Source organism: Acinetobacter sp. A1-4-2, from assembly GCF_040233925.1.
GTDB lineage: Bacteria > Pseudomonadota > Gammaproteobacteria > Pseudomonadales > Moraxellaceae > Acinetobacter.
In genome coordinates, this window is the sequence record NZ_CP157981.1 from 401,072 (window position 1) to 425,488 (window position 24,417).

At 43.6% G+C, this 24,417-nt stretch carries 36 protein-coding genes and 1 pseudogene; 32 read left to right on the forward strand and 5 right to left on the reverse strand.

The window, feature by feature from the left end; translation table 11 throughout:
- Positions 1-89: 89 nt before the first annotated feature.
- Positions 90-962, forward strand: coding sequence for an acyl-CoA thioesterase II (locus tag ABJ384_RS01885; protein WP_349928576.1), 873 nt, complete (start codon positions 90-92; stop codon positions 960-962).
- 391 nt (positions 963-1,353) lie between these two features.
- Positions 1,354-2,589 (forward strand): dicarboxylate/amino acid:cation symporter, encoded by a 1,236-nt coding sequence (locus ABJ384_RS01890; RefSeq protein WP_349928578.1) that lies wholly within the window; start codon positions 1,354-1,356, stop codon positions 2,587-2,589.
- Here ABJ384_RS01890 and ABJ384_RS01895 read toward each other — a convergent pair.
- The 5 genes from ABJ384_RS01895 to ABJ384_RS01915 form a co-directional block, all read right to left on the reverse strand.
- Positions 2,586-3,005, reverse strand: a complete 420-nt coding sequence (locus ABJ384_RS01895; RefSeq protein ID WP_349928580.1) for a VOC family protein — start codon at positions 3,003-3,005, stop codon at positions 2,586-2,588. The genes ABJ384_RS01890 and ABJ384_RS01895 overlap by 4 nt on opposite strands.
- Before the next feature lie 342 nt (positions 3,006-3,347).
- Complete coding sequence (gene yihA, locus ABJ384_RS01900; protein ID WP_349928582.1) at positions 3,348-4,211, reverse strand: ribosome biogenesis GTP-binding protein YihA/YsxC; 864 nt, start codon at positions 4,209-4,211, stop codon at positions 3,348-3,350.
- A gap of 80 nt (positions 4,212-4,291) precedes the next feature.
- A complete protein-coding gene (locus tag ABJ384_RS01905) occupies positions 4,292-4,735 on the reverse strand; it encodes an Rrf2 family transcriptional regulator (protein ID WP_300044402.1) in 444 nt (147 codons plus the stop codon).
- Between the two features lie 93 nt (positions 4,736-4,828).
- The gene (gene hmpA, locus ABJ384_RS01910) at positions 4,829-6,037 is read right to left on the reverse strand and encodes an NO-inducible flavohemoprotein (RefSeq protein WP_349928584.1); all 1,209 of its coding nucleotides are present in this window, start codon (positions 6,035-6,037) and stop codon (positions 4,829-4,831) included.
- A gap of 685 nt (positions 6,038-6,722) precedes the next feature.
- Positions 6,723-7,928 carry a PLP-dependent transferase gene (locus tag ABJ384_RS01915; protein WP_349928585.1) on the reverse strand — a complete coding sequence of 402 codons (1,206 nt, stop codon included), beginning with the start codon at positions 7,926-7,928 and terminating at the stop codon, positions 6,723-6,725.
- A 159-nt stretch (positions 7,929-8,087) separates the two neighbouring features.
- Here ABJ384_RS01915 and ABJ384_RS01920 point away from each other — a divergent pair, with 159 nt between their 5' ends.
- The 30 genes and pseudogenes from ABJ384_RS01920 (at position 8,088) to ABJ384_RS02065 (ending at position 24,348) form a co-directional block, all read left to right on the forward strand.
- The gene (locus ABJ384_RS01920; protein WP_086195776.1) at positions 8,088-8,825 is read left to right on the forward strand and encodes a type 1 glutamine amidotransferase; all 738 of its coding nucleotides are present in this window, start codon (positions 8,088-8,090) and stop codon (positions 8,823-8,825) included.
- Between the two features lie 270 nt (positions 8,826-9,095).
- Positions 9,096-9,407 carry a 30S ribosomal protein S10 gene (gene rpsJ, locus ABJ384_RS01925; protein ID WP_000070912.1) on the forward strand — a complete coding sequence of 104 codons (312 nt, stop codon included), beginning with the start codon at positions 9,096-9,098 and terminating at the stop codon, positions 9,405-9,407.
- Positions 9,408-9,466: 59 nt separating this feature from the next.
- Positions 9,467-10,105, forward strand: coding sequence for a 50S ribosomal protein L3 (gene rplC / locus ABJ384_RS01930; RefSeq protein WP_086195775.1), 639 nt, complete (start codon positions 9,467-9,469; stop codon positions 10,103-10,105).
- A gap of 11 nt (positions 10,106-10,116) precedes the next feature.
- Positions 10,117-10,719 carry a 50S ribosomal protein L4 gene (rplD, locus tag ABJ384_RS01935; RefSeq protein ID WP_086195774.1) on the forward strand — a complete coding sequence of 201 codons (603 nt, stop codon included), beginning with the start codon at positions 10,117-10,119 and terminating at the stop codon, positions 10,717-10,719.
- Complete coding sequence (rplW, locus tag ABJ384_RS01940) at positions 10,716-11,036, forward strand: 50S ribosomal protein L23 (protein WP_086195773.1); 321 nt, start codon at positions 10,716-10,718, stop codon at positions 11,034-11,036. Before rplD ends, rplW begins: the two co-directional genes overlap by 4 nt.
- A gap of 11 nt (positions 11,037-11,047) precedes the next feature.
- A complete protein-coding gene (gene rplB, locus ABJ384_RS01945; RefSeq protein WP_086195772.1) occupies positions 11,048-11,872 on the forward strand; it encodes a 50S ribosomal protein L2 in 825 nt (274 codons plus the stop codon).
- A gap of 19 nt (positions 11,873-11,891) precedes the next feature.
- A complete protein-coding gene (gene rpsS / locus ABJ384_RS01950) occupies positions 11,892-12,167 on the forward strand; it encodes a 30S ribosomal protein S19 (RefSeq protein ID WP_004869548.1) in 276 nt (91 codons plus the stop codon).
- Positions 12,168-12,176: 9 nt separating this feature from the next.
- Positions 12,177-12,506: a 50S ribosomal protein L22 gene (gene rplV / locus ABJ384_RS01955; RefSeq protein WP_086195771.1), complete on the forward strand. Its 330-nt coding sequence runs from the start codon at positions 12,177-12,179 to the stop codon at positions 12,504-12,506.
- Between the two features lies 1 nt (position 12,507).
- Positions 12,508-13,324: pseudogene (gene rpsC, locus ABJ384_RS01960) on the forward strand (30S ribosomal protein S3).
- Complete coding sequence (gene rplP / locus ABJ384_RS01965; protein ID WP_067669331.1) at positions 13,264-13,677, forward strand: 50S ribosomal protein L16; 414 nt, start codon at positions 13,264-13,266, stop codon at positions 13,675-13,677. The pseudogene rpsC and the gene rplP overlap by 61 nt, the downstream one beginning before the upstream one ends.
- On the forward strand, positions 13,677-13,874 hold the full coding sequence (rpmC, locus tag ABJ384_RS01970) for a 50S ribosomal protein L29 (RefSeq protein WP_004650482.1): 198 nt from the start codon (positions 13,677-13,679) through the stop codon (positions 13,872-13,874). The genes rplP and rpmC overlap by 1 nt, the downstream gene beginning before the upstream one ends.
- Positions 13,871-14,128 carry a 30S ribosomal protein S17 gene (gene rpsQ / locus ABJ384_RS01975; protein ID WP_086195769.1) on the forward strand — a complete coding sequence of 86 codons (258 nt, stop codon included), beginning with the start codon at positions 13,871-13,873 and terminating at the stop codon, positions 14,126-14,128. The genes rpmC and rpsQ overlap by 4 nt, the downstream gene beginning before the upstream one ends.
- A gap of 91 nt (positions 14,129-14,219) precedes the next feature.
- Complete coding sequence (rplN, locus tag ABJ384_RS01980; protein ID WP_004657680.1) at positions 14,220-14,588, forward strand: 50S ribosomal protein L14; 369 nt, start codon at positions 14,220-14,222, stop codon at positions 14,586-14,588.
- A 9-nt stretch (positions 14,589-14,597) separates the two neighbouring features.
- Positions 14,598-14,915: a 50S ribosomal protein L24 gene (gene rplX / locus ABJ384_RS01985; protein ID WP_086195768.1), complete on the forward strand. Its 318-nt coding sequence runs from the start codon at positions 14,598-14,600 to the stop codon at positions 14,913-14,915.
- Between the two features lie 16 nt (positions 14,916-14,931).
- Positions 14,932-15,468, forward strand: a complete 537-nt coding sequence (gene rplE, locus ABJ384_RS01990) for a 50S ribosomal protein L5 (protein ID WP_086195767.1) — start codon at positions 14,932-14,934, stop codon at positions 15,466-15,468.
- Positions 15,469-15,477: 9 nt separating this feature from the next.
- Positions 15,478-15,783, forward strand: coding sequence for a 30S ribosomal protein S14 (rpsN, locus tag ABJ384_RS01995; protein WP_086174452.1), 306 nt, complete (start codon positions 15,478-15,480; stop codon positions 15,781-15,783).
- Positions 15,784-15,795: 12 nt separating this feature from the next.
- Positions 15,796-16,191, forward strand: a complete 396-nt coding sequence (gene rpsH, locus ABJ384_RS02000; protein ID WP_086195766.1) for a 30S ribosomal protein S8 — start codon at positions 15,796-15,798, stop codon at positions 16,189-16,191.
- A 13-nt stretch (positions 16,192-16,204) separates the two neighbouring features.
- Entirely contained in the window at positions 16,205-16,738 is a 534-nt protein-coding gene (gene rplF, locus ABJ384_RS02005; protein ID WP_092820774.1) for a 50S ribosomal protein L6, read from the forward strand.
- A 14-nt stretch (positions 16,739-16,752) separates the two neighbouring features.
- Complete coding sequence (rplR, locus tag ABJ384_RS02010) at positions 16,753-17,103, forward strand: 50S ribosomal protein L18 (RefSeq protein ID WP_086195764.1); 351 nt, start codon at positions 16,753-16,755, stop codon at positions 17,101-17,103.
- Between the two features lie 2 nt (positions 17,104-17,105).
- Complete coding sequence (rpsE, locus tag ABJ384_RS02015) at positions 17,106-17,603, forward strand: 30S ribosomal protein S5 (protein WP_086195763.1); 498 nt, start codon at positions 17,106-17,108, stop codon at positions 17,601-17,603.
- Between the two features lie 6 nt (positions 17,604-17,609).
- On the forward strand, positions 17,610-17,786 hold the full coding sequence (gene rpmD, locus ABJ384_RS02020; RefSeq protein WP_067762901.1) for a 50S ribosomal protein L30: 177 nt from the start codon (positions 17,610-17,612) through the stop codon (positions 17,784-17,786).
- 3 nt (positions 17,787-17,789) lie between these two features.
- A complete protein-coding gene (rplO, locus tag ABJ384_RS02025; protein ID WP_086195762.1) occupies positions 17,790-18,230 on the forward strand; it encodes a 50S ribosomal protein L15 in 441 nt (146 codons plus the stop codon).
- A 45-nt stretch (positions 18,231-18,275) separates the two neighbouring features.
- Positions 18,276-19,595 (forward strand): preprotein translocase subunit SecY, encoded by a 1,320-nt coding sequence (secY, locus tag ABJ384_RS02030; RefSeq protein ID WP_171263179.1) that lies wholly within the window; start codon positions 18,276-18,278, stop codon positions 19,593-19,595.
- A 19-nt stretch (positions 19,596-19,614) separates the two neighbouring features.
- Positions 19,615-19,731 carry a 50S ribosomal protein L36 gene (gene rpmJ, locus ABJ384_RS02035; protein WP_000867907.1) on the forward strand — a complete coding sequence of 39 codons (117 nt, stop codon included), beginning with the start codon at positions 19,615-19,617 and terminating at the stop codon, positions 19,729-19,731.
- Between the two features lie 106 nt (positions 19,732-19,837).
- Complete coding sequence (gene rpsM, locus ABJ384_RS02040) at positions 19,838-20,194, forward strand: 30S ribosomal protein S13 (RefSeq protein ID WP_086174447.1); 357 nt, start codon at positions 19,838-19,840, stop codon at positions 20,192-20,194.
- 19 nt (positions 20,195-20,213) lie between these two features.
- Positions 20,214-20,600: a 30S ribosomal protein S11 gene (gene rpsK / locus ABJ384_RS02045; RefSeq protein WP_001040166.1), complete on the forward strand. Its 387-nt coding sequence runs from the start codon at positions 20,214-20,216 to the stop codon at positions 20,598-20,600.
- A 12-nt stretch (positions 20,601-20,612) separates the two neighbouring features.
- Positions 20,613-21,239 carry a 30S ribosomal protein S4 gene (gene rpsD / locus ABJ384_RS02050; RefSeq protein ID WP_086195760.1) on the forward strand — a complete coding sequence of 209 codons (627 nt, stop codon included), beginning with the start codon at positions 20,613-20,615 and terminating at the stop codon, positions 21,237-21,239.
- Positions 21,240-21,256: 17 nt separating this feature from the next.
- A complete protein-coding gene (gene rpoA, locus ABJ384_RS02055; protein ID WP_004869497.1) occupies positions 21,257-22,264 on the forward strand; it encodes a DNA-directed RNA polymerase subunit alpha in 1,008 nt (335 codons plus the stop codon).
- Between the two features lie 18 nt (positions 22,265-22,282).
- Complete coding sequence (rplQ, locus tag ABJ384_RS02060; RefSeq protein ID WP_004281488.1) at positions 22,283-22,648, forward strand: 50S ribosomal protein L17; 366 nt, start codon at positions 22,283-22,285, stop codon at positions 22,646-22,648.
- A 203-nt stretch (positions 22,649-22,851) separates the two neighbouring features.
- Positions 22,852-24,348, forward strand: a complete 1,497-nt coding sequence (locus ABJ384_RS02065; protein WP_349928595.1) for an NAD(P)/FAD-dependent oxidoreductase — start codon at positions 22,852-22,854, stop codon at positions 24,346-24,348.
- Positions 24,349-24,417: the final 69 nt, after the last annotated feature.

Genomic DNA, 24,417 nt, shown 5'->3' on the forward strand with positions numbered 1-24,417 from the left:
ATTTATGGCAGAATAGCAATTATAGCTTAGCTGATTGATTGAAATTTTTCGCCTAGATTTTAGGTATCCCACATTAAAACAGGTTGCTTATGAATGCCTTAACCCAAGAGCTGGTTGAATTACTAAGTCTTGAAAAAATTGAAGAAAATATTTACCGGGGGCAAAGCCGTAATCTGGTCGGTAAGCGGGTCTTTGGTGGGCAGGTGTTGGGGCAGGCCTTACGCGCGGCATCCTATACCGCAGATCGTCCGGCACATTCATTACATGCCTATTTTTTATATGGCGGAGATGTCAACGCACCGATTATTTATGAAGTGGACCGATTGCGTGATGGCAAGAGTTTTGTCAGTCGTCAGGTGCGTGCCATTCAGCATGGGCGGACGATTTTTACCGCCATGATTTCATTTGCCAGCCCGGAAGAAGGCTTGAATTATCAAATCTCCGAGCCGGAATATCCTGCGGTTGAAGACCTGAAAAGTGAAGCAGAGCTCAAAGCACAGCTGGTCGAATTTGTGCCGGAAAATGTGCGTGCCAGTTTTATGCGTGACCGTCATGTGGACATTCGTCCGGTCAATCCACAAAATCCATTCCAGCCACAGCCTGAAGCCCCATCATACGCTCACTATATCCGCACCCATGGTCAGATTGCCCAGAAGGTTGATGAAATTTCATTGCATCAGGCTATTGCGGCTTTCTACTCGGACTTTACCTTAATGACTACGGCTTTGCGTCCACATGGTTTAAGTTATATTTCCCCAAGTCTGCAATGTGCCAGCATTGACCATGCCATGTACTTCCATAAGCCATTCCGTGTTGATGAATGGATGCTCTATGATATGGAGGCCACCATTAGTGCCAGTTCGCGCGGACTGAATTTTGGCCGTATGTGGCAAAATGGCGAGCTGGTGTGCAGCACCACTCAGGAAGGTTTGATCCGCTTGCGTGAAATTGAAACCCAATAAGGCTCAAAATGTCATAAAAAAACCGGAGCTGCTGCCCGGTTTTTTTATGCTTGTCTTGGTCATTGTGATTTAGTGGCAGCGAGGAATATCCTCGGAGATGTCTTTATGGCAGCCATGGTTTGGATGGGCAAATGCCGAGGGGATATGCAGAAGTAGCACGGTCATAAGCATGATTTTTTTCATATCGATTCTCTTTTAATTATTGGCTAAATGCGTATTTATTCATAAGCAGATTTTATGCCATCAGTTTAACGAAGTATTGATGATTCAGACCAAGTGAGCCGCTGGCTTTTATTCATTTATGCTGAGCTTGTGACAAAAAATTCCTCGATTCTAAAAATAGGCCATGGCATAGTGCCTGACAGGACTTAATGATAAAAAGCATGTCGTGATGAGCTTAAATACACAAATATTGATTGCTGCGATTTTAGGGGTGGCATTCGGGTTTCTGTTAAACTTGTTTCCAAATACCCAGTTTTTCGATATCAGTCTCTATGGTTTGGGTCTGGCCAGCAGTATTTTTATTGGTTTATTAAAAATGCTGCTGATTCCGCTGATTTTTAGTTCGATTGTGGTCGGCGTTTCGAATTTGCAGGCTGGTGGACAGTTGGGCCTAGTCTGGAAAATCACTCTACTGTGCTGTGTCACCACCACCACCTTGGCGCTCATTTTAGGCTTAAGCTGTGCCCATTTGTTTAATGTGGGCAAGGGCGTAGATATTGTGATGTTTCAGGATGCCATGAACAGCCATCAAACGCCTGATACCTTAACGCCATCGTCCTTCTTCACCAATTTTATTCAAAATACCCTGATTAATCCCTTTAAAGCCTTTGCTGAAGGTAATGTGCTGGCGGTAGTGGTATTTGCCCTGTTTATCGGAGTTGCACTGGTCAAAGGCGGAGATAATTTCCGCAGTGTACGCAAGTTAAGCCTGCAATTTTTTGACATCATGATGCTGATGATTAGCTGGGTGATGAAGCTGGCACCGCTCGGTATTTTTGCCTTACTGGCAAAACTGATTTCAACCGAAGATATTTCTGTATTAAGCCGTCTGGCCGAGTTCGCTGCCGTGGTGACCGGAACGACCATTTTCCATGGTGCAGTAGTATTGCCTTTGTTGCTCTGGATTTTTGGCAAGATGAGTCCGATCACTTTCTTTAAAGGGACACGGGCTGCGCTGATTACCGCATTTGCCACCAGTTCCAGTTCGGCTACCATGCCACTGTCGATGAAATGCGCGCAGGAAAACTTAAAGGTACGTCCACAAACCGCAGGCTTTGTCATTCCTTTGGGCACTCAGCTGAACATGGATGGCACGGCGCTGTATGAAGCTGCGGCAGCACTTTTTATTGCCAACCTGATGGGGCTGGACTTAAGTTTGGGCCAGCAACTGGTGGTCTGTGCAACCGCCATGATTGCCTCGCTGGGTGCACCCGGTATTCCAAGTGCCGGTATGGTGACCATGATTATGGTGCTGCAATCAGTCGGTTTACCGGCAGAAGCCATTGCCATCTTACTGCCGATCGACCGTTTGCTGGATACCGTGCGTACCGTGGTCAATGTTCAGGGCGACATGATGATCAGTGTAGTGGTCGATCGTTATAGCCGTGAAGCGCAAGTTGATTAGTCTAGCTCCAAGCTGGGATTAAATACAATTTCCCAGACATGACCATCGGGATCTTGGAAATAACCCGCATAGCCGCCGTAAAAGGTAGCTTGTGCGGGTCTAATGATTCTGGCACCGGCATGTGCTGCTTGAGCCATGACCTGATCGACTTCCAGTGGGCTATAGACATTTTGCCCCAAGGTCATTTGAGTGGCGCACATCGGCGTCAGTTCCAGTCTGGTATCCTGTTGAATGCTGCTTTGCGGCCATAAAGCGAGTTTCAGGCCTGACTGTAGTTCAATAAAGGCCACCGGACCATATTCAAATTCCTGACCCGTGATTCCTTCACAGTGTAGGCCCAAACCTTCACGATAAAACTGTAATGATTTTTCCAGATCGCGTACCCCAAGAGTAATGACTGAAATCCGTGCTTGCATAGGGTTGTCCTTATTGTTGTTTTCCTGGACTTTTATCTTAGAACAAATCAAAAGCAGGACATAAAGCCCGACTGTGTGGAAATTGTATACAGAAATTTTAGTGTTATATGGATGATAAAAAGGACTAGGTCACTTTGGGCAGATAAATAGGATTGCTCATGAATCAGCTGAGTTTGATGTTCCTTAAACGGGAGAGAAGTTTCATCATACTGTCCTTATTATTTTACTGTGCAGTACTGTACTTGAGCTTAAGGTCAGTGTGAAAAAAATGTCCCGCATTGTGATGAGCAATACAGGACACTGGAATATTAATGGATGAGGATTTTTGTCAGACAGACCCGATCAATCCGCTTGTCGGCTCTGATCGGTAGCATCTTCGGCAATTTCAGTCTCGCATTCTTCCTCTACCAGTTCTAAAGATTCGAGTGGTTCATCCAGATCATCAAGACTGGCTGCAGGGATGCTGTCCAGATCAAATTGGCTTGATTGCTCAAGGGTGAAGTTCAAACGGCCACCCATCACACTGGCCAGCTCTTCGAGGCCTTGCTTGTTGAGAGATGAAAACAATTGAATGGAGAAATCCAGCTTCATTTTTTTCAATGCCGCTTTCACTTCCTGCAAGGCTTTGGATGCCGGTCCACGATTCAGTTTGTCTGATTTGGTCAGCAAGACATGCACGAACAATTTACGTGAGTAGGCCCATTCCAGCATCATCACGTCAAAATGTTGCAGCGGATGACGGATATCCATCAGCAGCACCAGACCTTGCAAACTCTGACGATGAATCAGGTAGTTTTCCAGTTCTTTTTGCCAGACAATTTTCATTGCTTCAGGTACAGCTGCATAACCATAACCCGGCAAATCGACCAGACGCTGCTCTGGATTGCCAAGGCTGAAGAAGTTAATCATTTGGGTACGGCCCGGCTTTTTAGAGGCACGTGCCAGCTGTTTTTGGTTGGTTAAGGCATTAATGGCGCTAGATTTTCCAGCATTAGAACGTCCAGCAAAAGCGACTTCATAACCAGTATCTTCAACGCAAAGGCTCAGCTTTGGCGCACTCATCAAAAATTCGGCTTTACGCAACCAGTTCAATGCGCGAACAGAGTACTCAGTAATGGCAGGATCAACTTTTTTCTCATAGCTGATCTTTTGCTTGGGCGCATGGGCTGTCTTACTGTTTTTCGATTTTCCTCTGCTGTGATGCATAACTCAACTTCAATAAATGATCTACAAGCGAACATTATAAAGGAAGTCGTTCGGGCAAGCGAACTTTGCAAGCGCAGGAATTAGAGATTGATCATCTGGATTGGAGATTGAGTGGTGTATTTGGCTGCCGGAGAGTTATTTAAAACCTGAGCCAGGGTGTATTGATCTAGGCTTAGATAAAACTGTTCTACTGCCTGATCGAGAAAGCCTTTTAGTCCGCACTGAGAACGCAGTACGCAGGGTGGGGTATTGCATTCGACAATCTGGTTTTCACCTTGCAGGATGCGTACGACTTGACCCAGGTGCAATTCAAGAGCCTCAGGGTTGAGTCCAATACCGCCGCCTTTGCCTCGCGTGGTAATCAGCCAGTTCTGTTTGCCCATAAAATGCACAATTTTCACTAAATGGTTTTTAGACACATGCAAGTCTTGGGCAATTTCTGCAATGGTATAAGGCATATCCCGTGGCTGGGCAATATACATTAAGATACGCAAAGCATAGTCGGTGAATTTATTTAATTGCATGATCGTGCTGATATTTTTCAAAAAATGAATAGATAAGGGCTAGTCTAGCATAACTAGACCAGCCCCCTATTTATTTTATGCTGACCCAGCAGGCTAGTGTTTTACACCACCTGTGCCAAAGGCTTCACTGTGAATGTTTTCAGCAGGGATGCCGCGAGCAACCAGCGCCTTTTGCTGTTCAGCCATAAATGGCATTGGACCACACAGATAGTAGTCGGCATTGATAGGTAACAATGCGCTATCCAGGGTGCTTAAGTCCAGGCGACCGGCAACATCATAATCTTCACCTAATTTATCGCCTGAATGTGGAAATTCATAAGCGGTAAATGTGCTAAGACGTGGATATTTTGCTTTCAACTCCTGAATATGTTGATGCATTGCATGCACTTGTTTGCTACGGCAGGCATGGATAAAGGTCACAGGCTGTGGCATATCCAGAGTCACCAGCTGATTCAGCATGGCAATCATTGGAGTCAGGCCTACACCGCCACTGATGAACACATTACGTTTATTTGGATCAATCAGGTAAAAGTTACCTGTTGGTGCAGAAACTTCAATTTCTGAACCTTCTGGCAAGCTATGTAGGGTGTTCGACACCCAGCCTGGAACCATGTCGCCTTTTTGATCTTCACGTTTTACCGAGATACGTAAATAATCCGCTTGTGGGCAAGTGGAAATCGTATATTGACGAGGCTGTTTCAAGCCCAGTTCCTCGACGAAAACACGCACTGAAATATATTGGCCGGCTTCGTATTTCGGCAATGCGCCACCATCGACAGGTTGAAGATAGAAAGAGGTGATTTCATCGCTTTCAACTACTTTCTTGGCAATCTTGAAGTTACGCCAGCCTAACCAGCTACCTTTGGTTTGTTGATGTTGATCATAAATAGCTTTTTCAGTGCTGATGAACAGGTCTGCCAGTTGACCATAAGCTGCTGCCCAAGCGCCAATTAGAGGATCGTCCATTGAAATGCTTAGAACTTCACTGATGGAATGAAGCAGGTTTTCACCAACAATATTATAGTCAGGGGCTTGAATGTTCAGGCTAACGTGTTTGTGTGCGATTAACTCAACCACAGGCAAAAGCACAGAAGGATCTTCAATGTTTTCAGCATAAGCCAACACGGCGCCTGCAAGAGCTTGTGCCTGTGCACCACTGCGCTGGTGCCCCATATTAAATGTTTCTTTTAGATCTGGATTATTGCCCAACATACGGTTATAAAAATAACCAGTTAATGCTACGCCATTTTCACGGAGTACAGGAACAGTGGCTTTTACTAGGTCAATTTGCTGCGGAGTCATGTTTGATCTCTCATGGCTGTTATTTATAAGATGTATTCAAAATACATGTTATAAAATCTTTTTACAACACCTATTTTTGGTTAAACCATAAAAAAAATATGGAATATAAGAATATCCGATGGTTTGATTGTTTTTGATTTGTAAACCAGATTATTTTCTGCCATTAGTGAATCTTCTAAATAGCGGACTGTTTTGCCTGGTCGAGCCTTCTAAGCTGCTTGTAGCACGGGCGGCAAAAGTACTGGCAGTATCTTGAATCAGCTTTTTATGCTGTTGTGTGGGCAGAACTTCTGCTTCGCTGGGTTACTGTTTTCTAAAGCGGTTTTTCTTTTTTGTTTGATGTACTTGCTGCTACTTGGTTTTGTAACTTTTCAATAGACATTCAAAATCCAGACTTTGTTTATCAATGCCGGTAATTATGCTATGGCTGATCAGTAGGTTAGGTTTTTCCGGCTGCATTGAATTAATTGGATTAAAGGGAGAGTAGGCGGGTATTCGGCCGCAGCCAAAAAATACCAGCCTCCCCATAGGTAAATTTTTCTGTTAAAACACGAGGATCATCTTTTTACCAGTTCCGACTACCCCGGCAATCAAACCGTGGTGTCAGGAAAATTGTGAATGTAAAACAATTTTTGGGTGTGTACTGGTAGCATTTTCCTGACACTGATAATAGATAGGTCCTTTTTTATTCTCTAATTTTTTGCTGGTTTAACTGCTGTAATGCCTGTTTGATATCCTGGATTAAATCTTGAGGATGTTCAAGTCCGATACAAAAACGGACTAAAAGTCCTTCTTTTAAGTGGGGATGTTCCAGTACACGCATATCTTTTAAATTATACAGCATGACCAGACTGACTGGTCCGCCCCAGCTAAAGCCCAGTTTAAACAGTTCCAGTGCATCGCAGAAGCGACGGATATCTTCCAGAGTATATTCAGGTTTAAAAATCACACTGACCAGACCGGCACTGTATTCTTCCCTGCAAATTTCTTTCCAGTATTGATGTCCGGCTGATTCAGCATCGGCAGGATGTAGCACCTGTACAAATTCAGCCTGCTGTTTGAGCCAATGCAGGAGTGTTAAGCAGCTTTCATACTGGTGTTGATAGCGCACCTGCATTGAAGCCAGACTACGTTGTACCTGTGCCACATCATCGCCCGACACACTAATTCCCTGAATGGCATGCATCCGGAATAATTGATGATGCAGTTTCTGGTCACGGGTCACTACTGAACCCATCAAGATATCACCGCCGCCACTTGGATATTTGGTCAATGCATGTACGGTCACATCTACACTTAAATGCTCATCGCCAAAATCGAAGGCATTAAAAGCCAGCCCTGCACCCCAGGTATTATCCAGTGCTGTCAGTATGTTATGCGCTTTGGCTTTTTTCACCAGATTGATCAGGTCGGGAAATTCCAGGGTCACGGAACCTGCTGCTTCTAACCAGATGAGTTTGGCTTTATCGGTAGGCTGGAAAGTCTCTGCATCAATCGGATTATATACTTTAACGCTAATACCATAACGCGTTTGCAGGTTATGCAGGTGTTCCATGTTTGGGCCATAAATGTTGTCTGCCACCCAGACTTCATCCCCCTGGGTAAGAAAACATGAATTCACTAAATTAATAGCTGATAAGCCACTTGGTGCCAGCAGGCAATATTTTCCGCCTTCGATCTGGGCAATGTTGTCGCCTAAAGTAAAGGTTGTCGGTGTGCCGTGGGTGCCATAACTATAATCATAATCATCGCTCCAGTGGCGATTAAACAGTGCATCGGTGTTGTCAAAAATAATCGTCGATGCACGAAACACGGGAGGTTGAACGGTAGAAATATATTGTGGGGCTTTTCGTGGTGCGTGAATGAGTGCTGTTTGTGAGTTTTTTTTCAAGGTGATGCTCTAAGTCGTACCAAAATTAGTCTTAGCTTAAGAGAAACACGCGGATTAGGCTATATAAATGCCGAAATGTATAGAAACCTTAATTCACGCCTAAAGTTGGCTTCATTCTTGCTAAAACTATGGCAGAGCTAAAACAATAGGCGGAGGCGCATGAAGTCGCATTTAAGAGTACATTATTTTCAGCATATTGCTGGTGAAGGGTTCGGCAGTTGTTATCAATTCTTAAAACAGCATCACGCTAAAATTACCGCAACGGAATTTTTTGCCTTACCTGTAGATCGACCACTTGATATCGAGGCTTTGCCGCAAGTGGAAGATGTAGATTTGCTCATCATTATGGGTGGAACAATGAGTGTTAATGATGAAGCAAATTATCCCTGGTTAAAAGTAGAAAAGCGCTGGATTAGACGTTATTTATCTATGGGTAAACCGGCCATTGGTTTGTGTCTGGGCGGGCAATTGATTGCCAATGCTTTGGGGGCGGCGGTCAGACGCAATGAACAGCAGGAGTTAGGTTTGACAGAGGTACGTAAGGTGAAACATGTGTCTGAAGAGTGTTTTGAGTTGCCAGAACAGTTTAAGGTCATGCAATGGCACAGTGAAACCTTTGAAATCCCGAAAGGTGCTATTCATCTGGCGGAAAATGATGCCTGCCGCAATCAAATGTATCAAATTGGAAAAAATGTCTTGGGATTTCAATTTCATCCTGAAATAACCCCGGAGGTACTGCAACTGTTTTTAGAAAATGATGAAGAGTTAGAGAGCTTTTCCGGTCAATATGTGCAAACGGAACGTCAATTAAAAAGTATGTCTAAAAGTGACTTTATTAAAGGAAATCAAATACTAAACCAAGCGATAGAGTACGTTTTACAAAAAACAGCATGCTGAGTTATTTTTAAACAAAACACTAAAAGGATAAGCAGAAAAAAAGAGGAAAAAGTTAAAAAGGGATTTGCTTAAGCGTTAAACAATCGCTATAATGGGCGACCCTTTGATGAAAGGGGGTTGGCTACGAATAAAGTAGTTAACATCGTGACAGTCGTGGCATCGATCATGACCTTAGTGATAATTCACTGCTCTTGACACTTGCCCGCATAAAGTGGGGTGAGATGCGTCAAGAGTGATTCTTTATATATATTTGGCTTGGAGTTAACTGGTATGTCTAACCAGAGAATTCGTATCCGTCTTAAGTCTTTTGATCACCGTTTAATTGATCAATCAGCTCAAGAGATCGTAGAAACAGCAAAACGTACTGGCGCACAAGTGTGTGGTCCAATCCCGATGCCTACTCGCATCGAACGTTTCAACGTTTTAACATCACCACACGTTAACAAAGATGCGCGTGACCAATACGAGATCCGCACTTACAAACGTTTGATCGACATCGTTCAACCTACAGATAAAACTGTTGATGCATTGATGAAGTTAGATCTTGCAGCTGGTGTTGATGTTCAGATCGCTTTGGGTTAAGGCTTTCGGTTAATTAACGCTCTAAGTTAATTAGGCCGCTTTTTTAGAGGTTTATGCACATGGCTATTGGTTTAGTCGGTCGCAAGTGCGGTATGACTCGTATCTTTACAGATGCTGGTGTTTCTGTACCTGTAACAGTGATTGAGGTTGATCCTAACCGCATCACTCAAATCAAAACGCTTGAAACTGATGGTTATCAAGCGATTCAAATCACTACTGGTGAACGTCGCGAATCTCGCGTAACTAACGCTCAGAAAGGTCACTTCGCTAAAGCGGGTGTCGCTGCTGGTCGTCTGGTTCAAGAATTCCGCGTATCAGAAGCTGAGCTTGAAGGTCGTGAAGTTGGCGCTACTATCGGTGTAGATCTGTTTACAGTAGGTCAAATTGTTGACGTAACTGGTCAGTCTAAAGGTAAAGGCTTCCAAGGTGGTGTTAAGCGTTGGAACTTCCGTACTCAAGACGCTACTCACGGTAACTCTGTTTCTCACCGTGTTCTAGGTTCTACAGGTCAAAACCAGACTCCTGGTCGCGTGTTCAAAGGCAAAAAAATGGCTGGCCATTTAGGTGCTGAACGCGTAACTACACAGGGTCTTGAAATCGTTGCTATCGACGCTGAACGTTCAGTTCTGGTTGTTAAAGGCGCGGTTCCTGGTGCTACTGGTGGCGACGTAACTGTTCGTCCTACGATCAAGGCCTGAGGGGAAATAACGTGAATTTAAATACTGTTTCCGGCTCTGCTGTTGAATTATCTGAAGTTGCTTTCGGTCGTGAATTTAACGAAGCTCTTGTACACCAAGTTGTTACAGCTTACTTAGCTGGTGGTCGTCAAGGTTCGAAAGCTCAGAAATCACGTGCTGACGTATCTGGCGGTGGTAAAAAACCATTCCGTCAAAAAGGTACTGGCCGTGCGCGTGCTGGTTCTATTCGTAGCCCGATCTGGGTAGGTGGTGGTAAAACTTTTGCTGCTCGTCCACAAGATTGGTCTCAAAAAGTTAACCGTAAAATGTACCGCGGTGCTATGCAATGCATCCTGGCTGAACTTGTTCGTCAAGATCGCTTGGTTTTAGTTGAAGAGTTTGCTGTTGCTGCTCCAAAAACTAAAGAGTTGCTTGCAAAACTTAACGACTTGAATGCTACTCGTGCATTAATCGTTACTGATGCTGTTGATGAGAACTTGTATCTTGCTGCACGTAACATTCCACACGTTGATGTGGTTGATGCTGCTGCAATTGATCCTGTTAGCTTGATCGCGTTCGACAAAGTTGTTATGTCTGTAGCTGCTGCTAAGAAAATTGAGGTAGAACTCGGATGAACAACGAACGTATCTATCAAGTCCTGCAAGGACCTGTATTCTCAGAAAAAGCACAAGTTTTAGGTGAAACTGCTGGTGTTCAAGTTTTTAAAGTTGCATTAAATGCAAACAAACTTGAAATCAAAAAAGCAGTGGAACAACTCTTTGGTGTTCAAGTTGTTAAAGTTAACACAACGATCACTAAAGGTAAGACTAAACGCTTTGGTAAAACATTAGGACGTCGTTCTGATGTTAAAAAAGCATACGTCACCCTGAAAGCTGGCCAAGATGTTGAAATGGCTGACTTGGGCGATACCGCTGAAAGCGCAGCGGAATAAGGACGAGAATTATGCCTATTCAAAAATGTAAGCCAACGTCACCAGGACGTCGCTTTGTAGAGAAAGTCGTTCACGACCATCTTCACAAAGGCGCGCCTTATGCTCCGTTGGTTGAAGCTAAAAAACGTACTGGTGGTCGTAATAACAACGGTCACATTACAACTCGTCACGTTGGTGGTGGTCATAAACAACACTACCGTATCGTTGACTTCAAACGTAACAAAGACGGCATTCCAGCTGTAGTTGAACGTATTGAATACGATCCTAACCGTACAGCTCATATTGCTTTATTGAAATATGCTGACGGTGAACGTCGTTACATCATTGCGCCTAAAGGTTTGCGTGCTGGTGATAAAGTACAATCTGGTAACGATGCTCCAATTCGTCCAGGTAACTGCTTGCCACTTCGCAACATGCCTATCGGTTCTACTCTTCACAACATCGAACTTAAAATCGGTAAAGGCGCGCAATTAGCTCGTTCAGCTGGTACTTCTGTTCAGTTGTTGGGTCGTGACGGTTCTTACGCTATCGTTCGTTTACGTTCTGGTGAAATGCGTAAAATTCACGTTGAATGCCGTGCTGTTTTGGGTGAAGTTTCTAACTCAGAAAGCAACCTTCGTTCACTAGGTAAAGCTGGTGCATCACGCTGGCGTGGTGTTCGTCCTACCGTTCGTGGTATGGCGATGAACCCAGTTGACCATCCACACGGTGGTGGTGAAGGGCGTAACAAAGGTATTCAACCTGTAAGCCCATGGGGTCAAAAAGCTAAAGGGTACAAGACACGTACCAACAAGCGTACGACTAAGATGATTATTCGCGACCGTCGCGTTAAGTAACAAGTAAAGGAATCTGACAATGCCTCGTTCTCTGAAAAAAGGCCCATTCGTCGATGCGCACTTGTTCGCTAAGGTTGAAGCGGCTGTAGCGAGTAACTCTCGCAAGCCGATCAAAACTTGGTCGCGTCGTTCGATGATTCTCCCAGATTTTGTTGGTCTAACAATTTCTGTTCATAATGGTCGTAACCATGTTCCAGTGATTGTATCTGAACACATGGTTGGTCATAAACTCGGTGAATTCGCGCCAACTCGTACCTATCGTGGTCACGGTGTTGACAAGAAATCTAAACGTTAAGGTGCGATGATGGAAGTTACTGCTAAATTACGCGGTGCCGCTATCTCGGCACAAAAAGCACGTTTGGTTGCAGATCTGATCCGTGGCAAATCTGTTGCTCACGCTTTAAATATCTTGAACTTCAGCAACAAAAAAGCTGCAGTTTTAGTTAAAAAAGCGTTGGAATCTGCGATTGCAAACGCTGAACATAATAACAGTTTAGATGTAGACGACCTTACAGTATCTACGATTTACGTTGATGAAGGCATCAGCCTTAAACGTATTATGCCACGTGCTAAAGGCCGTGCAGATCGTATTACTAAGCGTACTTGTCACATCACCGTTAAGGTAGGGGTTTGATATGGGTCAGAAGGTTCATCCAATCGGTATCCGCCTAGGTGTTGTGAAACGTCATAACGCTAACTGGTATGCGAATCCGAAACAATACGCTGAATACTTGCTTAAAGATTTGCAAGTTCGTGAGTTTTTAATTAAAAAACTTAAGAATGCAATGATCAGCAATATTCTTATCGAACGTCCTACAGGCGCTGCTAAAATTACTATTAGCACTGCTCGTCCTGGTATCGTGATCGGTAAAAAAGGCGAAGACATTGAAAAATTACAACGCGAATTAACATCTATTATGGGTGTTCCTGCGCAAGTAAGCATCAACGAAATCGATCGCCCAGACTTAGACGCTCGTTTAGTTGCTGAAGCGATCGCTTCTCAATTAGAGAAACGTGTAATGTTCCGTCGTGCTATGAAGCGTGCGGTTCAAAACACGATGCGTGCTGGTGCTAAAGGTATCAAAGTTGAAGTTTCTGGTCGTTTAGGTGGTGCTGAGATTGCTCGTACTGAGTGGTATCGTGAAGGTCGTGTACCTTTGCATACGCTTCGTGCAGACATCGATTACGCTACTATGCGTGCTGAAACGACTTACGGTACGATTGGTGTTAAAGTTTGGATTTTCCGTGGTGAGATTTTAGGTGGCATGAAACAAGTCATGAACCCTGCTCCTGCTGAAGAACGTCCAGCTAAACGCGGTCGCGGTCGTGGTGAAGGTCAAGAGCGTCGTGGTCGTCGCAATGATCGTTCTGCTGAAAAAGGAGAATAATCCATGTTGCAACCTAAACGTACTAAATTCCGCAAAGTGCAAAAAGGCCGTAACACTGGTCTAGCACACCGTGGTAGCACAGTATCTTTCGGTACTATCGCACTTAAATCTATTGAACGTGGTCAAATGACTGCGCGTCAAATTGAAGCTGCGCGTCGTACAATTAGCCGTCGTATTAAACGTGGTGGTAAGATCTTTATCCGTGTTTTCCCGGACAAGCCAATTACTGAAAAACCATTAGAAGTTCGTATGGGTAAAGGTAAAGGTTCTGTGGAATACTGGGTTTGCCAAATCAAACCAGGTAAAGTCTTGTACGAAATTGATGGTGTTAACGAAGAATTGGCTCGTGAAGCATTTACGCTTGCAGCTGCTAAACTTCCGTTTAAAACCACTATCGTGACTCGGACGGTAATGTAATGAAAACTAAAGATCTACGTGAAAAATCGGTAGAAGAGTTGACAGCTTTGCTTGATGAGCAACAGCTTAACCAATTCCGTCTTCGTATGGCTAAGGCAACTGGTCAATTGGGTAAATCGCATGAAGTTGCGCTTACTCGTAAGACTATTGCTCGTATCAAGACACTCCTTACCGAAAAACAGGGGAACGGACAATGAGTGAACAAACAGTTCGCACGTTAACCGGTAAAGTTGTAAGCGACAAAATGGACAAGTCTATTGTTGTGCTTATTGAACGCCGCGTTCAACACCCGTTGTATGGCAAATCAATCCGCCGTTCAACTAAATTACACGCTCATGATGAGAACAATGTTGCTAAAACTGGCGACGTAGTGACCATTAAAGAAAGCCGCCCAATTTCTAAAACTAAGTCTTGGACTTTAGTTGAAGTGATTGAAGCAGCTGCTGAGTAATTAGACGTTCTTGTTGCATCATCGGTTAATTTCGAGTACTCTTTGAGCCTTTCGAAATGTGACCGGTGATGCTCGGTTTTGGAGTAGGGCAATGATTCAAACCGAAAGTATGCTCGACGTAGCAGACAACAGTGGTGCTCGCCGCGTACAATGTATTAAAGTACTTGGTGGTTCACATCGTCGTTATGCTTCTGTTGGCGACATTATTAAAGTTACTGTAAAAGAAGCTATTCCACGCGCACGTGTTAAAAAAGGTGACGTGATGAATGCTGTAGTTGTACGTACAAAATTTGGTATCCGTCGTCCAGACGGTTCAGTGATTCGTTTCGACGATAACGCTGCTGTAATTTTGAACAACAACAAAGCGCCGATTGCAACTCGTATTTTCGGACCAGTGACTCGTGAACTTCGTACTGAACAGTTCATGAAAATCATTTCATTGGCTCCTGAAGTTCTATAAGAGGCACTCATGGCTAAGATTAAAAAAGGCGATCAAGTAATTGTGATCGCAGGTAAAGAAAAAGGCAAACAGGGTACTGTGTTGTCAGTTTCTAATGACCGCGTTAAGGTTGAAGGCCTTAACTTGGTGAAGAAGCATCAAAAGCCTAACCGAGCTACTGGCGCTGAAGGCGGCATCGTAACTCAAGAAGCTGAGCTTCATATCTCAAACGTGGCAATTTTTAATGCTACAACCCAAAAGGCTGACCGTGTTGGTTACCAAACGATTGAAGGCGTGAAAACTCGCGTTTATAAATCTAACGGTGAATCAGTGGCGGTAGCGAAGTAATAGGTTGAAATAGGCAATGGCCAGACTTAAAACACGTTACAACGACGTACTTAAAGCTCAGTTACAAGAGCAATTGGGCGTTAAAAATGTGATGGAGATTCCTCGCATCACTAAAATCACCATTAATATGGGTGTTGGTGCAGCATCAGCTGACAAGAAATTGTTAGATGGCGCTCTTTCTGATATGCAAGCGATTGCTGGTCAAAAACCAGTTCTTACTCTAGCTCGCAAATCAATCGCTGGTTTCAAAATCCGTGATGGTTGGCCGATTGGTTGTAAAGTTACTTTACGCGGCGAACAAATGTACGAATTCTTAGACCGTTTGATCTCTATCGCGATTCCTCGTATTCGTGACTTCCGCGGTTTTTCTGCGAAATCATTTGATGGTCGTGGTAACTATTCGATGGGTTTGAAGGAACAAATCATGTTCCCTGAAATCGATTTCGATAAGATTGATCGTATTCGTGGTATGGACATTACCATTACTACGACTGCTCGCACCGATGACGAAGGCCGTGCGCTTATGCGTGCATTCGGCTTCCCGTTCAAATAAGAGGTCGATATGGCTAAGAAAGGTATGATTAATCGCGAATTGAAACGCGAAAAAACAGTTGCTAAATTTGCTGCAAAACGTGCTGAATTAAAAGCTACGATTGCAAATGTAAATGCGAGCGACGAAGAACGTTTCGATGCGATGATGAAGTTACAGGCATTACCACGTAATGCGTCTCCAGTACGTCTACGTAACCGTTGTGGTTTAACTGGTCGTCCTCATGGTTACTTCCGTAAGTTCGGTTTAAGCCGTAACAAATTACGCGATACAGTAATGCAAGGTGATGTACCGGGCGTTGTTAAGGCAAGCTGGTAAGGAGCACTATAAATGAGTATGCAAGATACCGTTGCCGACATGTTAACCCGTGTTCGTAACGCACAAATGGCAAAGAAACAAACTGTTTCTATGCCAAATTCTAAGTTGAAGGTTGCAATTGCAAACGTACTTCAACAAGAAGGTTATATTTCAAACGTAGAAGTTGCAGATGCTGAAGGCAAACCAACTTTAACACTTACGTTAAAATATTTTGAAGGCAAACCAGTTATCGAAACTGTGAAACGTGTAAGCCGTCCAGGTCTACGCCAGTATCGCGGTAAAGATGCACTTCCTAGCGTTAAGCAAGGTTTAGGTATTGCAATTGTTTCTACAAGCAAAGGCATCATGACTGATCGCGCTGCACGTGCTGCGGGCATCGGTGGTGAAGTTATTGCTTTTGTTTCTTAATAGGTGATTCCTCATGTCTCGTGTGGCTAAAGCCCCAGTAACTGTACCTAACGGTGTAACAGTTACTCAGAACGGCCGGCAGGTCGAAGTGAAAGGCAGCAAAGGTACATTGTCTTTCAACCTGCATGCGCTGGTCGAGCTAAAACAGGAAGAAGGTCAACTTCAAATTGCTCCTAAAGCTGAGTCGAAAGACGCTTGGATGCAAGCTGGTACTGCTCGCGCTGTGCTTAACAACCTTGTAAAAGGTGTTAGCGAAGGTTTCGAACGTAAGTTACAACTTATCGGTGTTGGTTATAAAGCTGCGGTTAAAGGTAACGTTGTTAACCTTAACCTTGGTTTCTCTCACCCGATCGATTATACGCTTCCTGAAGGTGTAACTGCTGAAACTCCTACTGCAACTGAAATCATTCTTAAATCAGCTGATAAAGCTGCTTTAGGTCAGGTTGCTGCAGATATCCGTGGTTACCGTCCACCAGAGCCTTATAAAGGTAAAGGTGTTCGTTATTCTGACGAAGTTGTACTTCGTAAAGAAGCTAAGAAGAAATAAGGCGCGAGGTTCTTATGAACGAAAAGAAACAATCCCGTTTGCGTCGTGCGAAAAGCACACGCTTGCACATTCGTGCATTGGGTGCGACTCGCTTGTGTGTAAACCGCACACCGCGTCACATCTATGCTCAAGTTATCTCAGCAGATGGTGGCAAAGTTTTAGCTCAAGCTTCAACTTTAGATGCTACTTTACGTGCTGGTACAACTGGTAACGTTGATGCGGCTCAAAAAGTGGGTGCTTTAATTGCAGAACGTGCGAAAGCAGCTGGCGTAACTAAAGTTGCATTTGACCGTTCTGGTTTCAAATATCATGGTCGTATCAAAGCCTTGGCTGATGCTGCTCGTGAAAACGGCTTGGAGTTCTAATCATGGCTAAAGTTGAACAAAACGAAGGTCTTGTTGAAAAGCTGGTTGCCGTTGATCGTGTAGCCAAAGTTGTTAAGGGTGGTCGTATCTTCTCTTTCACAGCATTAACTGTTGTGGGTGATGGTAATGGTCGCGTAGGTTTTGGTCGTGGTAAAGCACGTGAAGTTCCAGCTGCTATTTCTAAAGCACTTGAAGCTGCACGTCGTAACATGATTACTGTTGAGCTTGTTAACGGTACTGTACAACACCCTATTAATGCTCGTCATGGTGCAAGCCGCGTTTACATGCAACCTGCTTCTGAAGGTACTGGTGTAATTGCTGGTGGTGCTATGCGTGCAGTTCTAGAAGCTGTTGGCGTACATAACGTATTGACAAAATGCTATGGTTCTACAAACGCTGCTAACGTAGTGAACGCAACTTTTAAAGGTTTGCGTGACATGACTTCTCCTGAGAAAGTCGCTGCGAAACGTGGTCTTTCAGTAGAACAAATTCAAGGGTAATCAATCATGAAAACGATTAAAGTTACCCAGACTAAATCTTCTGCGCACCGCTTGAAAAATCACAAGCTTAGCCTTAAAGGTTTAGGTCTGCGTCGTATTGGTCATACTGTAGAAGTGCAAGATACGCCTTCTAACCGCGGTATGATCAACCAAGTCTACTATATGGTTAGTGTAGAGGAATAAGCCATGACTCTGCGTTTAAATACTATTGCACCTGCAGAAGGTGCTAAACGTGAAAACCTTCGTTTAGGCCGTGGTATCGGTTCTGGCGTTGGTAAGACTGGTGGCCGTGGTGTCAAAGGTCAAAAATCACGTAAGAGCGGTGGCGTACGTCCAGGTTTCGAAGGTGGTCAAACTGCGTTATATCGTCGTTTACCTAAATTCGGCTTCACTAGCCAACTTGCTTTAAAAACTGCTGAAGTACGTTTATCAGAGCTTGCTAAAGTTGAAGGTGATATCATTTCACTTGAAACTTTAAAAGCTGCCAATGTTGTACGTAAAGATATGACTCGTGCTCGTATCGTACTTTCTGGTGATATTACTCGTGCATTCACTGTACAAGGTGTTGCTTTGACTAAAGGCGCTAAAGCTGCTGTTGAAGCTGCTGGCGGTAAAGTCGAGGAGTAATCGCTAGTGTCTATGTCTCCTAGTTCTTCAGGTCATGTCAACATGATGAAAGGCCAGCCATTTCATGTGAAATATCGTGAAATTATTCGTCGATTAATGTTTTTGATTGGCGCATTACTGGTCTTTCGACTAGGAGCACATATTCCGCTGCCGGGTATTGATAATGTCGCTTTAGAACGTTTTTTCAAAGCTAATGAAGGTACTTTCTTAGGTTTGTTTAATATGTTCTCTGGCGGAGCATTAGAGCGAATGTCAATTCTTGCGTTGGGAATCATGCCATATATCTCTGCATCGATTATCGTGCAGTTGATGTCAACAGTCGTTCCTTCGCTGGAAGCGTTAAAGAAAGAAGGCGAGCAGGGTAAGCGTAAGATTAATCAATATACGCGTTACGGCACGTTATTACTTGCATTGGTACAAGGTGTTGGTATGTGTGCTGGTCTGATTAGCCAAGGAATTACCTTGACCTCAGGACTGGCTTTTTACATTCCTGCTGTAACTTCATTGGTTGCAGGCACTATGTTCTTAATGTGGTTGGGAGAGCAAATTACCGAACGTGGTGTCGGTAATGGGATTTCCATGATCATTTTTGCAGGTATCGTTGCTGGTTTGCCAAATATTGTAATTCAAGCATTCACTTCGGTGGATAATGGTCAATCGAGCTTAATTGGTCTGGCTGTATTTGCATTACTTTCAGTTGCGGTTCTTGCTGCGATTGTATTTATTGAAAAGGCACAACGTCGTATACCGGTTAACTATGCTCAAAAGCAACAAGGGCGTCGCGTATTTACTGCACAGCAGACACATTTGCCATTGAAATTGAATATGGCGGGGGTTATCCCAGCAATTTTTGCGAGTTCATTATTGCTGTTCCCTGCAAGTTTAGGTCAATGGTTGGGTAGTTCTGATCCAAATGCAGGAATCGTAAAGCGTAGCCTACAAGATTTGGCATTGGTATTATCGCCTGGACAACCTTTGTATTTGGTGCTCTTCGGTGCGTTAATTATCTTTTTCTGTTATTTCTATACTGCACTTGTGTTCAGTCCTAAAGAAGTATCAGAGAACTTGAAACGCAGCGGAGCTTATGTACCTGGTATTCGCCCAGGTGAGCAAACTGCTCGTTACTTAGATCATATTCTTAATCGTTTGACATTCATTGGTGCAATTTATATTACGGTCATCTGTTTGATGCCAATGATTCTGCAAAGTTCTTTTGGTATTCCATTCCATTTGGGTGGTACATCTTTGCTGATCGTAGTGGTTGTTGTGATGGACTTTATGGCTCAGCTACAAGCCCATCTTACTTCGCACCAGTATGACAATCAAACGTTAATGAGAAAAACGACTGCTCATCCTAAAGGATAAGCGCACTTGAGGTTTCATCATGAAAGTACAAGCTTCTGTTAAAAAAATTTGTGGTAGCTGTAAAGTTATCCGTCGTAATGGGGTTATCCGCGTGATTTGTAGCGCTGAACCTCGTCATAAGCAGCGTCAAGGTTAATCTGATCAAGACCTGTTGATTTCAGTAGGCTAATTAGGTTATTATCCGCCCCTCAAGATATTTGTGGGGCGGTTGATTATCTCTACTGCCTTTTTGGAGAAAGTGAATGGCTCGTATTGCCGGTGTAAACATTCCGGATAACAAGCATGCTGTTATCTCCCTCACGTATATTTTTGGTATCGGTCGCCACACTGCTAAGAACATCTTAGCTGCTGCTGGTATTGCACCAACTACTAAGATCCGTGAATTGGATGATGCTCAGCTTGATGCGATTCGTGCAGAAATTACCAAGGTTCCAACCGAAGGTGATTTACGTCGCGAAATTTCCATGAACATTAAACGTTTAATGGATTTAGGCTGCTACCGCGGTCTTCGTCATCGTCGCAGCTTGCCTGTCCGTGGACAACGCACCAAAACTAACGCACGTACCCGTAAAGGTCCGCGCAAACCTATTAAGAAATAAGATTTCTGGAAGCTAAAAGATGGCTAAAGATACTCGCACACGCAAGAAGGTCACTCGTACCGTCTCTGAAGGTGTTGCACACATTCACGCTTCTTTTAATAACACCATTGTGACTATTACCGATCGTCAAGGTAATGCACTGGCTTGGGCCACTTCAGGTGGACAAGGCTTCCGTGGATCACGTAAATCAACTCCGTTTGCTGCTCAGGTAGCTGCTGAAGTTGCTGGTAAAGCAGCTTTGGATTACGGTTTGAAAAACTTGGATGTCCTTGTAAAAGGTCCTGGTCCTGGTCGTGAGTCTGCGGTTCGTGCTTTAGGTGCAGTGGGTTATAAAATTAACAGCATTACCGATGTGACGCCAATCCCGCACAACGGTTGTCGTCCACCTAAAAAACGTCGTGTGTAAGGAGAATCATTCATGGCTCGTTATATTGGTCCAAAATGCAAACTCTCTCGCCGCGAAGGGACAGACCTGCAATTAAAATCTGGCGTTAAACCATTTGACGTTAAGACAAAAAAACATGCTAAAGCACCTGGCCAACATGGCGGGGCTCGTGGCAGCAAACAATCTGAGTACTCACTACAATTACGTGAAAAACAAAAAGTACGTCGTATGTACGGTGTGTTAGAACGTCAATTTAGTAACTACTATAAAGAAGCTGCTCGTGTTAAAGGCGCAACAGGTGAAAACTTGTTGAAACTGCTTGAAAGCCGCCTTGATAACGTAGTTTATCGCATGGGTTTTGGTTCTACACGTGCAGAAGCTCGTCAGCTTGTATCTCACCGTAGCATTACTTTGAATGGTCGTCGTGTTAACATCGCGTCTATCCAAGTTAAAGCTGGCGATGTAATCGCAGTTCACGAAGGTGCTAAACAACAATTGCGTATTAAAGGCGCAATTGAATTGGCTGCTCAACGTGGTATTCCTTCTTGGATGGAAGTTGACCATTCAAAACTAGAAGGTACGTTTAAAGCTGCACCGGATCGTTCTGATTTACCTGCTGAAATCAACGAAAGCTTGATTGTAGAATTGTATTCTAAATAATCCTTGAGGTAGCAATAATGACGCGTACTGCAAATGAGTTTCTAACTCCGCAAGCGATCAAGGTCGAAGCGGCTAGCGGGACCTCGGCAAAAGTGATTCTGGAACCATTAGAGCGTGGCTTTGGTCATACTCTTGGTAATGCTTTACGTCGTATCCTTCTTTCTTCTTTACCTGGCGCTGCTGTGGTTGAAGTTGAAATAGAAGGGGTTGAGCACGAGTACAGTACCTTGGAAGGCTTGCAGCAGGACATCGTCGAGCTCTTGCTGAACCTAAAAGGATTGTCGATTAAGCTGTTCGATCAAAACGAAGCATATTTGACATTAGAAAAACAAGGTCCAGGCGATGTAACAGCCGCTGATCTTCGTTTACCTCATAATGTTGAAGTGGTAAACCCTGAGCATTTGATCGGCACTTTAAGTGCTTCAGGCAATTTAAAAATGCGCCTGAAAGTTTCTCAAGGTCGTGGTTATGAAACTTCTGATTCACGTTTCCCAGAAGGCGAGACTCGCCCTGTGGGTCGCTTACAGTTAGATGCTTCTTATAGCCCAATCAAACGTGTGTCTTACACAGTAGAAAATGCTCGTGTAGAACAACGTACTGACCTTGATAAACTGATCATTGATCTTGAAACAAACGGTACAGTTGATCCTGAAGAAGCAATCCGTAAAGCGGCAACAATCTTGCAACAACAAATTGCAATTTTTGTTGATCTTCAGAAAGATCAAGCTCCTGTTGCTCAAGAGCCTCGCGAAGAAGTGGATCCAATCTTGCTTCGTCCAGTAGATGATCTAGAGCTTACTGTTCGTTCTGCTAACTGTTTGAAAGCAGAAAATATTTACTACATCGGTGATTTGGTTCAACGTACTGAAGTGGAGTTGTTAAAAACTCCTAACCTCGGTAAAAAATCGTTAACTGAAATCAAAGATGTTCTGGCTTCTAAAGGCTTACAACTCGGCATGCGTTTAGAGAACTGGCCACCAGCTAGTCTCCGTATGGACGACCGTTTTGCCTATCGTAGCCGTTAATTAAGTAGGACTATCACCATGCGTCATCGTAATAGTGGTGTGAAATTAGGCCGTACAAGCAGTCATCGTAAAGCGATGTTCCAAAACATGGCTAACTCTTTGTTCGAGCACGAGTTGATTAAAACAACTGTGCCTAAAGCTAAAGAGTTACGTCGTGTAGCTGAGCCTTTAATCACTTTAGCTAAAAACGATACTGTTGCAAACCGTCGTTTGGCGTTTGCTCGTACTCGTTCAGCAGCAACTGTTGGTAAATTATTTACCGTTCTTGGCCCTCGTTACAAAGAACGTAACGGCGGTTATCTACGTGTTCTTAAAGCGGGCTTCCGTGCAGGTGATGCTGCACCGATGGCTTACGTTGAGCTAGTAGATCGCGAAGTTAACTAATTTCGCAAGAAGAGCTTAAGTTGTTCTAAAAAAGACCGGTGTTTCACCGGTCTTTTTTATGCCTGATGATTTTTAATTCTCTGATAATTTAAACTTTTGTCCTGAACTGACATATTTTTTATGACTTTCATCTAAACTTGACATTGAGTATTGTCAATTTTATGGTTTAATAAAATAAAGCTTAAACAGGTTATAAAAAGAACATGGAAAAACATATTGATGTGTTGATTGTCGGTGCCGGTATTTCGGGTATTGGTCTGGCTGTTCATCTTTCGAAAAATTGCCCACAACACCAGTTTGAAATTATTGAGCGTCGTGAAAGTTTTGGCGGAACTTGGGATTTATTCAAATATCCGGGAATCCGCTCCGATTCAGATATGTCGACCTTTGGTTTTAATTTTAAGCCGTGGCAAAAAGACAGCGTCTTGGCGGATGGTCCATCCATCAAAAATTATTTATCTGAAGTGATTGACGAGTATCAGCTTAAAAATAAAATCCATTTTCAGCATCGGGTTTTGGCGGCGAATTATGATTCGACCACTAAAAAGTGGGTGGTTGAAATTGAAAATGCAGCTCAAAAAAAGCAAATCTGGGTGGCCAATTTTGTTTTAGGTTGTACTGGTTATTATAATTACGATCAGGGATTCCAACCTGAATTTCCAAATCAGTCTGCATTTAAAGGCGAGTTTATTCATCCGCAACATTGGCCTGAGCAGCTAGATTATTCTGGTAAAAAGGTCGTAATTATTGGTAGTGGAGCCACAGCGATTACCTTGGTGCCAGCCATGGCGAAAGGTGGTGCAGGGCATGTCACCATGTTGCAACGCTCTCCGACCTATATTGCCTCTGTGCCGTCAATTGATCTGCTCTATGACAAAATGCGTAAAGTATTACCGGAAGATCTGGCCTATAAATTAACGCGTGCACGTAATATTGGTATGCAACGCGGTATTTATGCTCTGGCACAGAAACAGCCGAAACTGCTGAAAACACTGTTGCTGAAGTCAGTGCAGTTTCAGCTTAAAGGTAAGGTGGATATGAAACACTTTACCCCGAACTATGAACCTTGGGATCAGCGTTTATGTGTAGTACCGGATGGTGATCTGTTTAAAATTCTGCGTGAAGGCCGTGCTTCAGTTGAAACGGATCAAATTGAAAAATTTACTGAAACGGGTATCCAGTTAAAGTCAGGTAAACATTTGGATGCGGATATTGTCGTTTCTGCAACTGGTTTGAATATTCAAATTTTAGGCGGTATTCAGGCCACGCTTGATGGCAAGCCGATGAATACCTCTCAACATATGCTGTATCAGGGCATCATGGTCAGTGATGTGCCAAATATGGCCATGATTATTGGCTATATCAATGCTTCCTGGACACTGAAAGTGGATATTGCAGCAGATTATATTTGCCGTCTGATCAACTATATGGATAAAAATGGCTATGATGAAGTGCGTCCTGAAGGCGATGTGACCGAGTTAATGCAAGATACCGTGATGGGCAGTCTGAGTTCAGGTTATATTGCCCGTGCTGCTGATGTCATGCCGAAACAGGGCAAGCATGCACCTTGGAGTGTTTCCAATAATTATCTGGCTGACCGTAAACAATTAAAGCATGCACGCTTTGATGATGGTGTGCTTAAATTTCATAAACGTGAGCAACAAGATAAGAAAAGTGCGACACCGCGTTTAGTCTCATAATTGAATTTCATTATTTTTTGAAGAGAGAGCAGTAATGCTCCCTCTTTTATACCTATTGAATTATGAGTT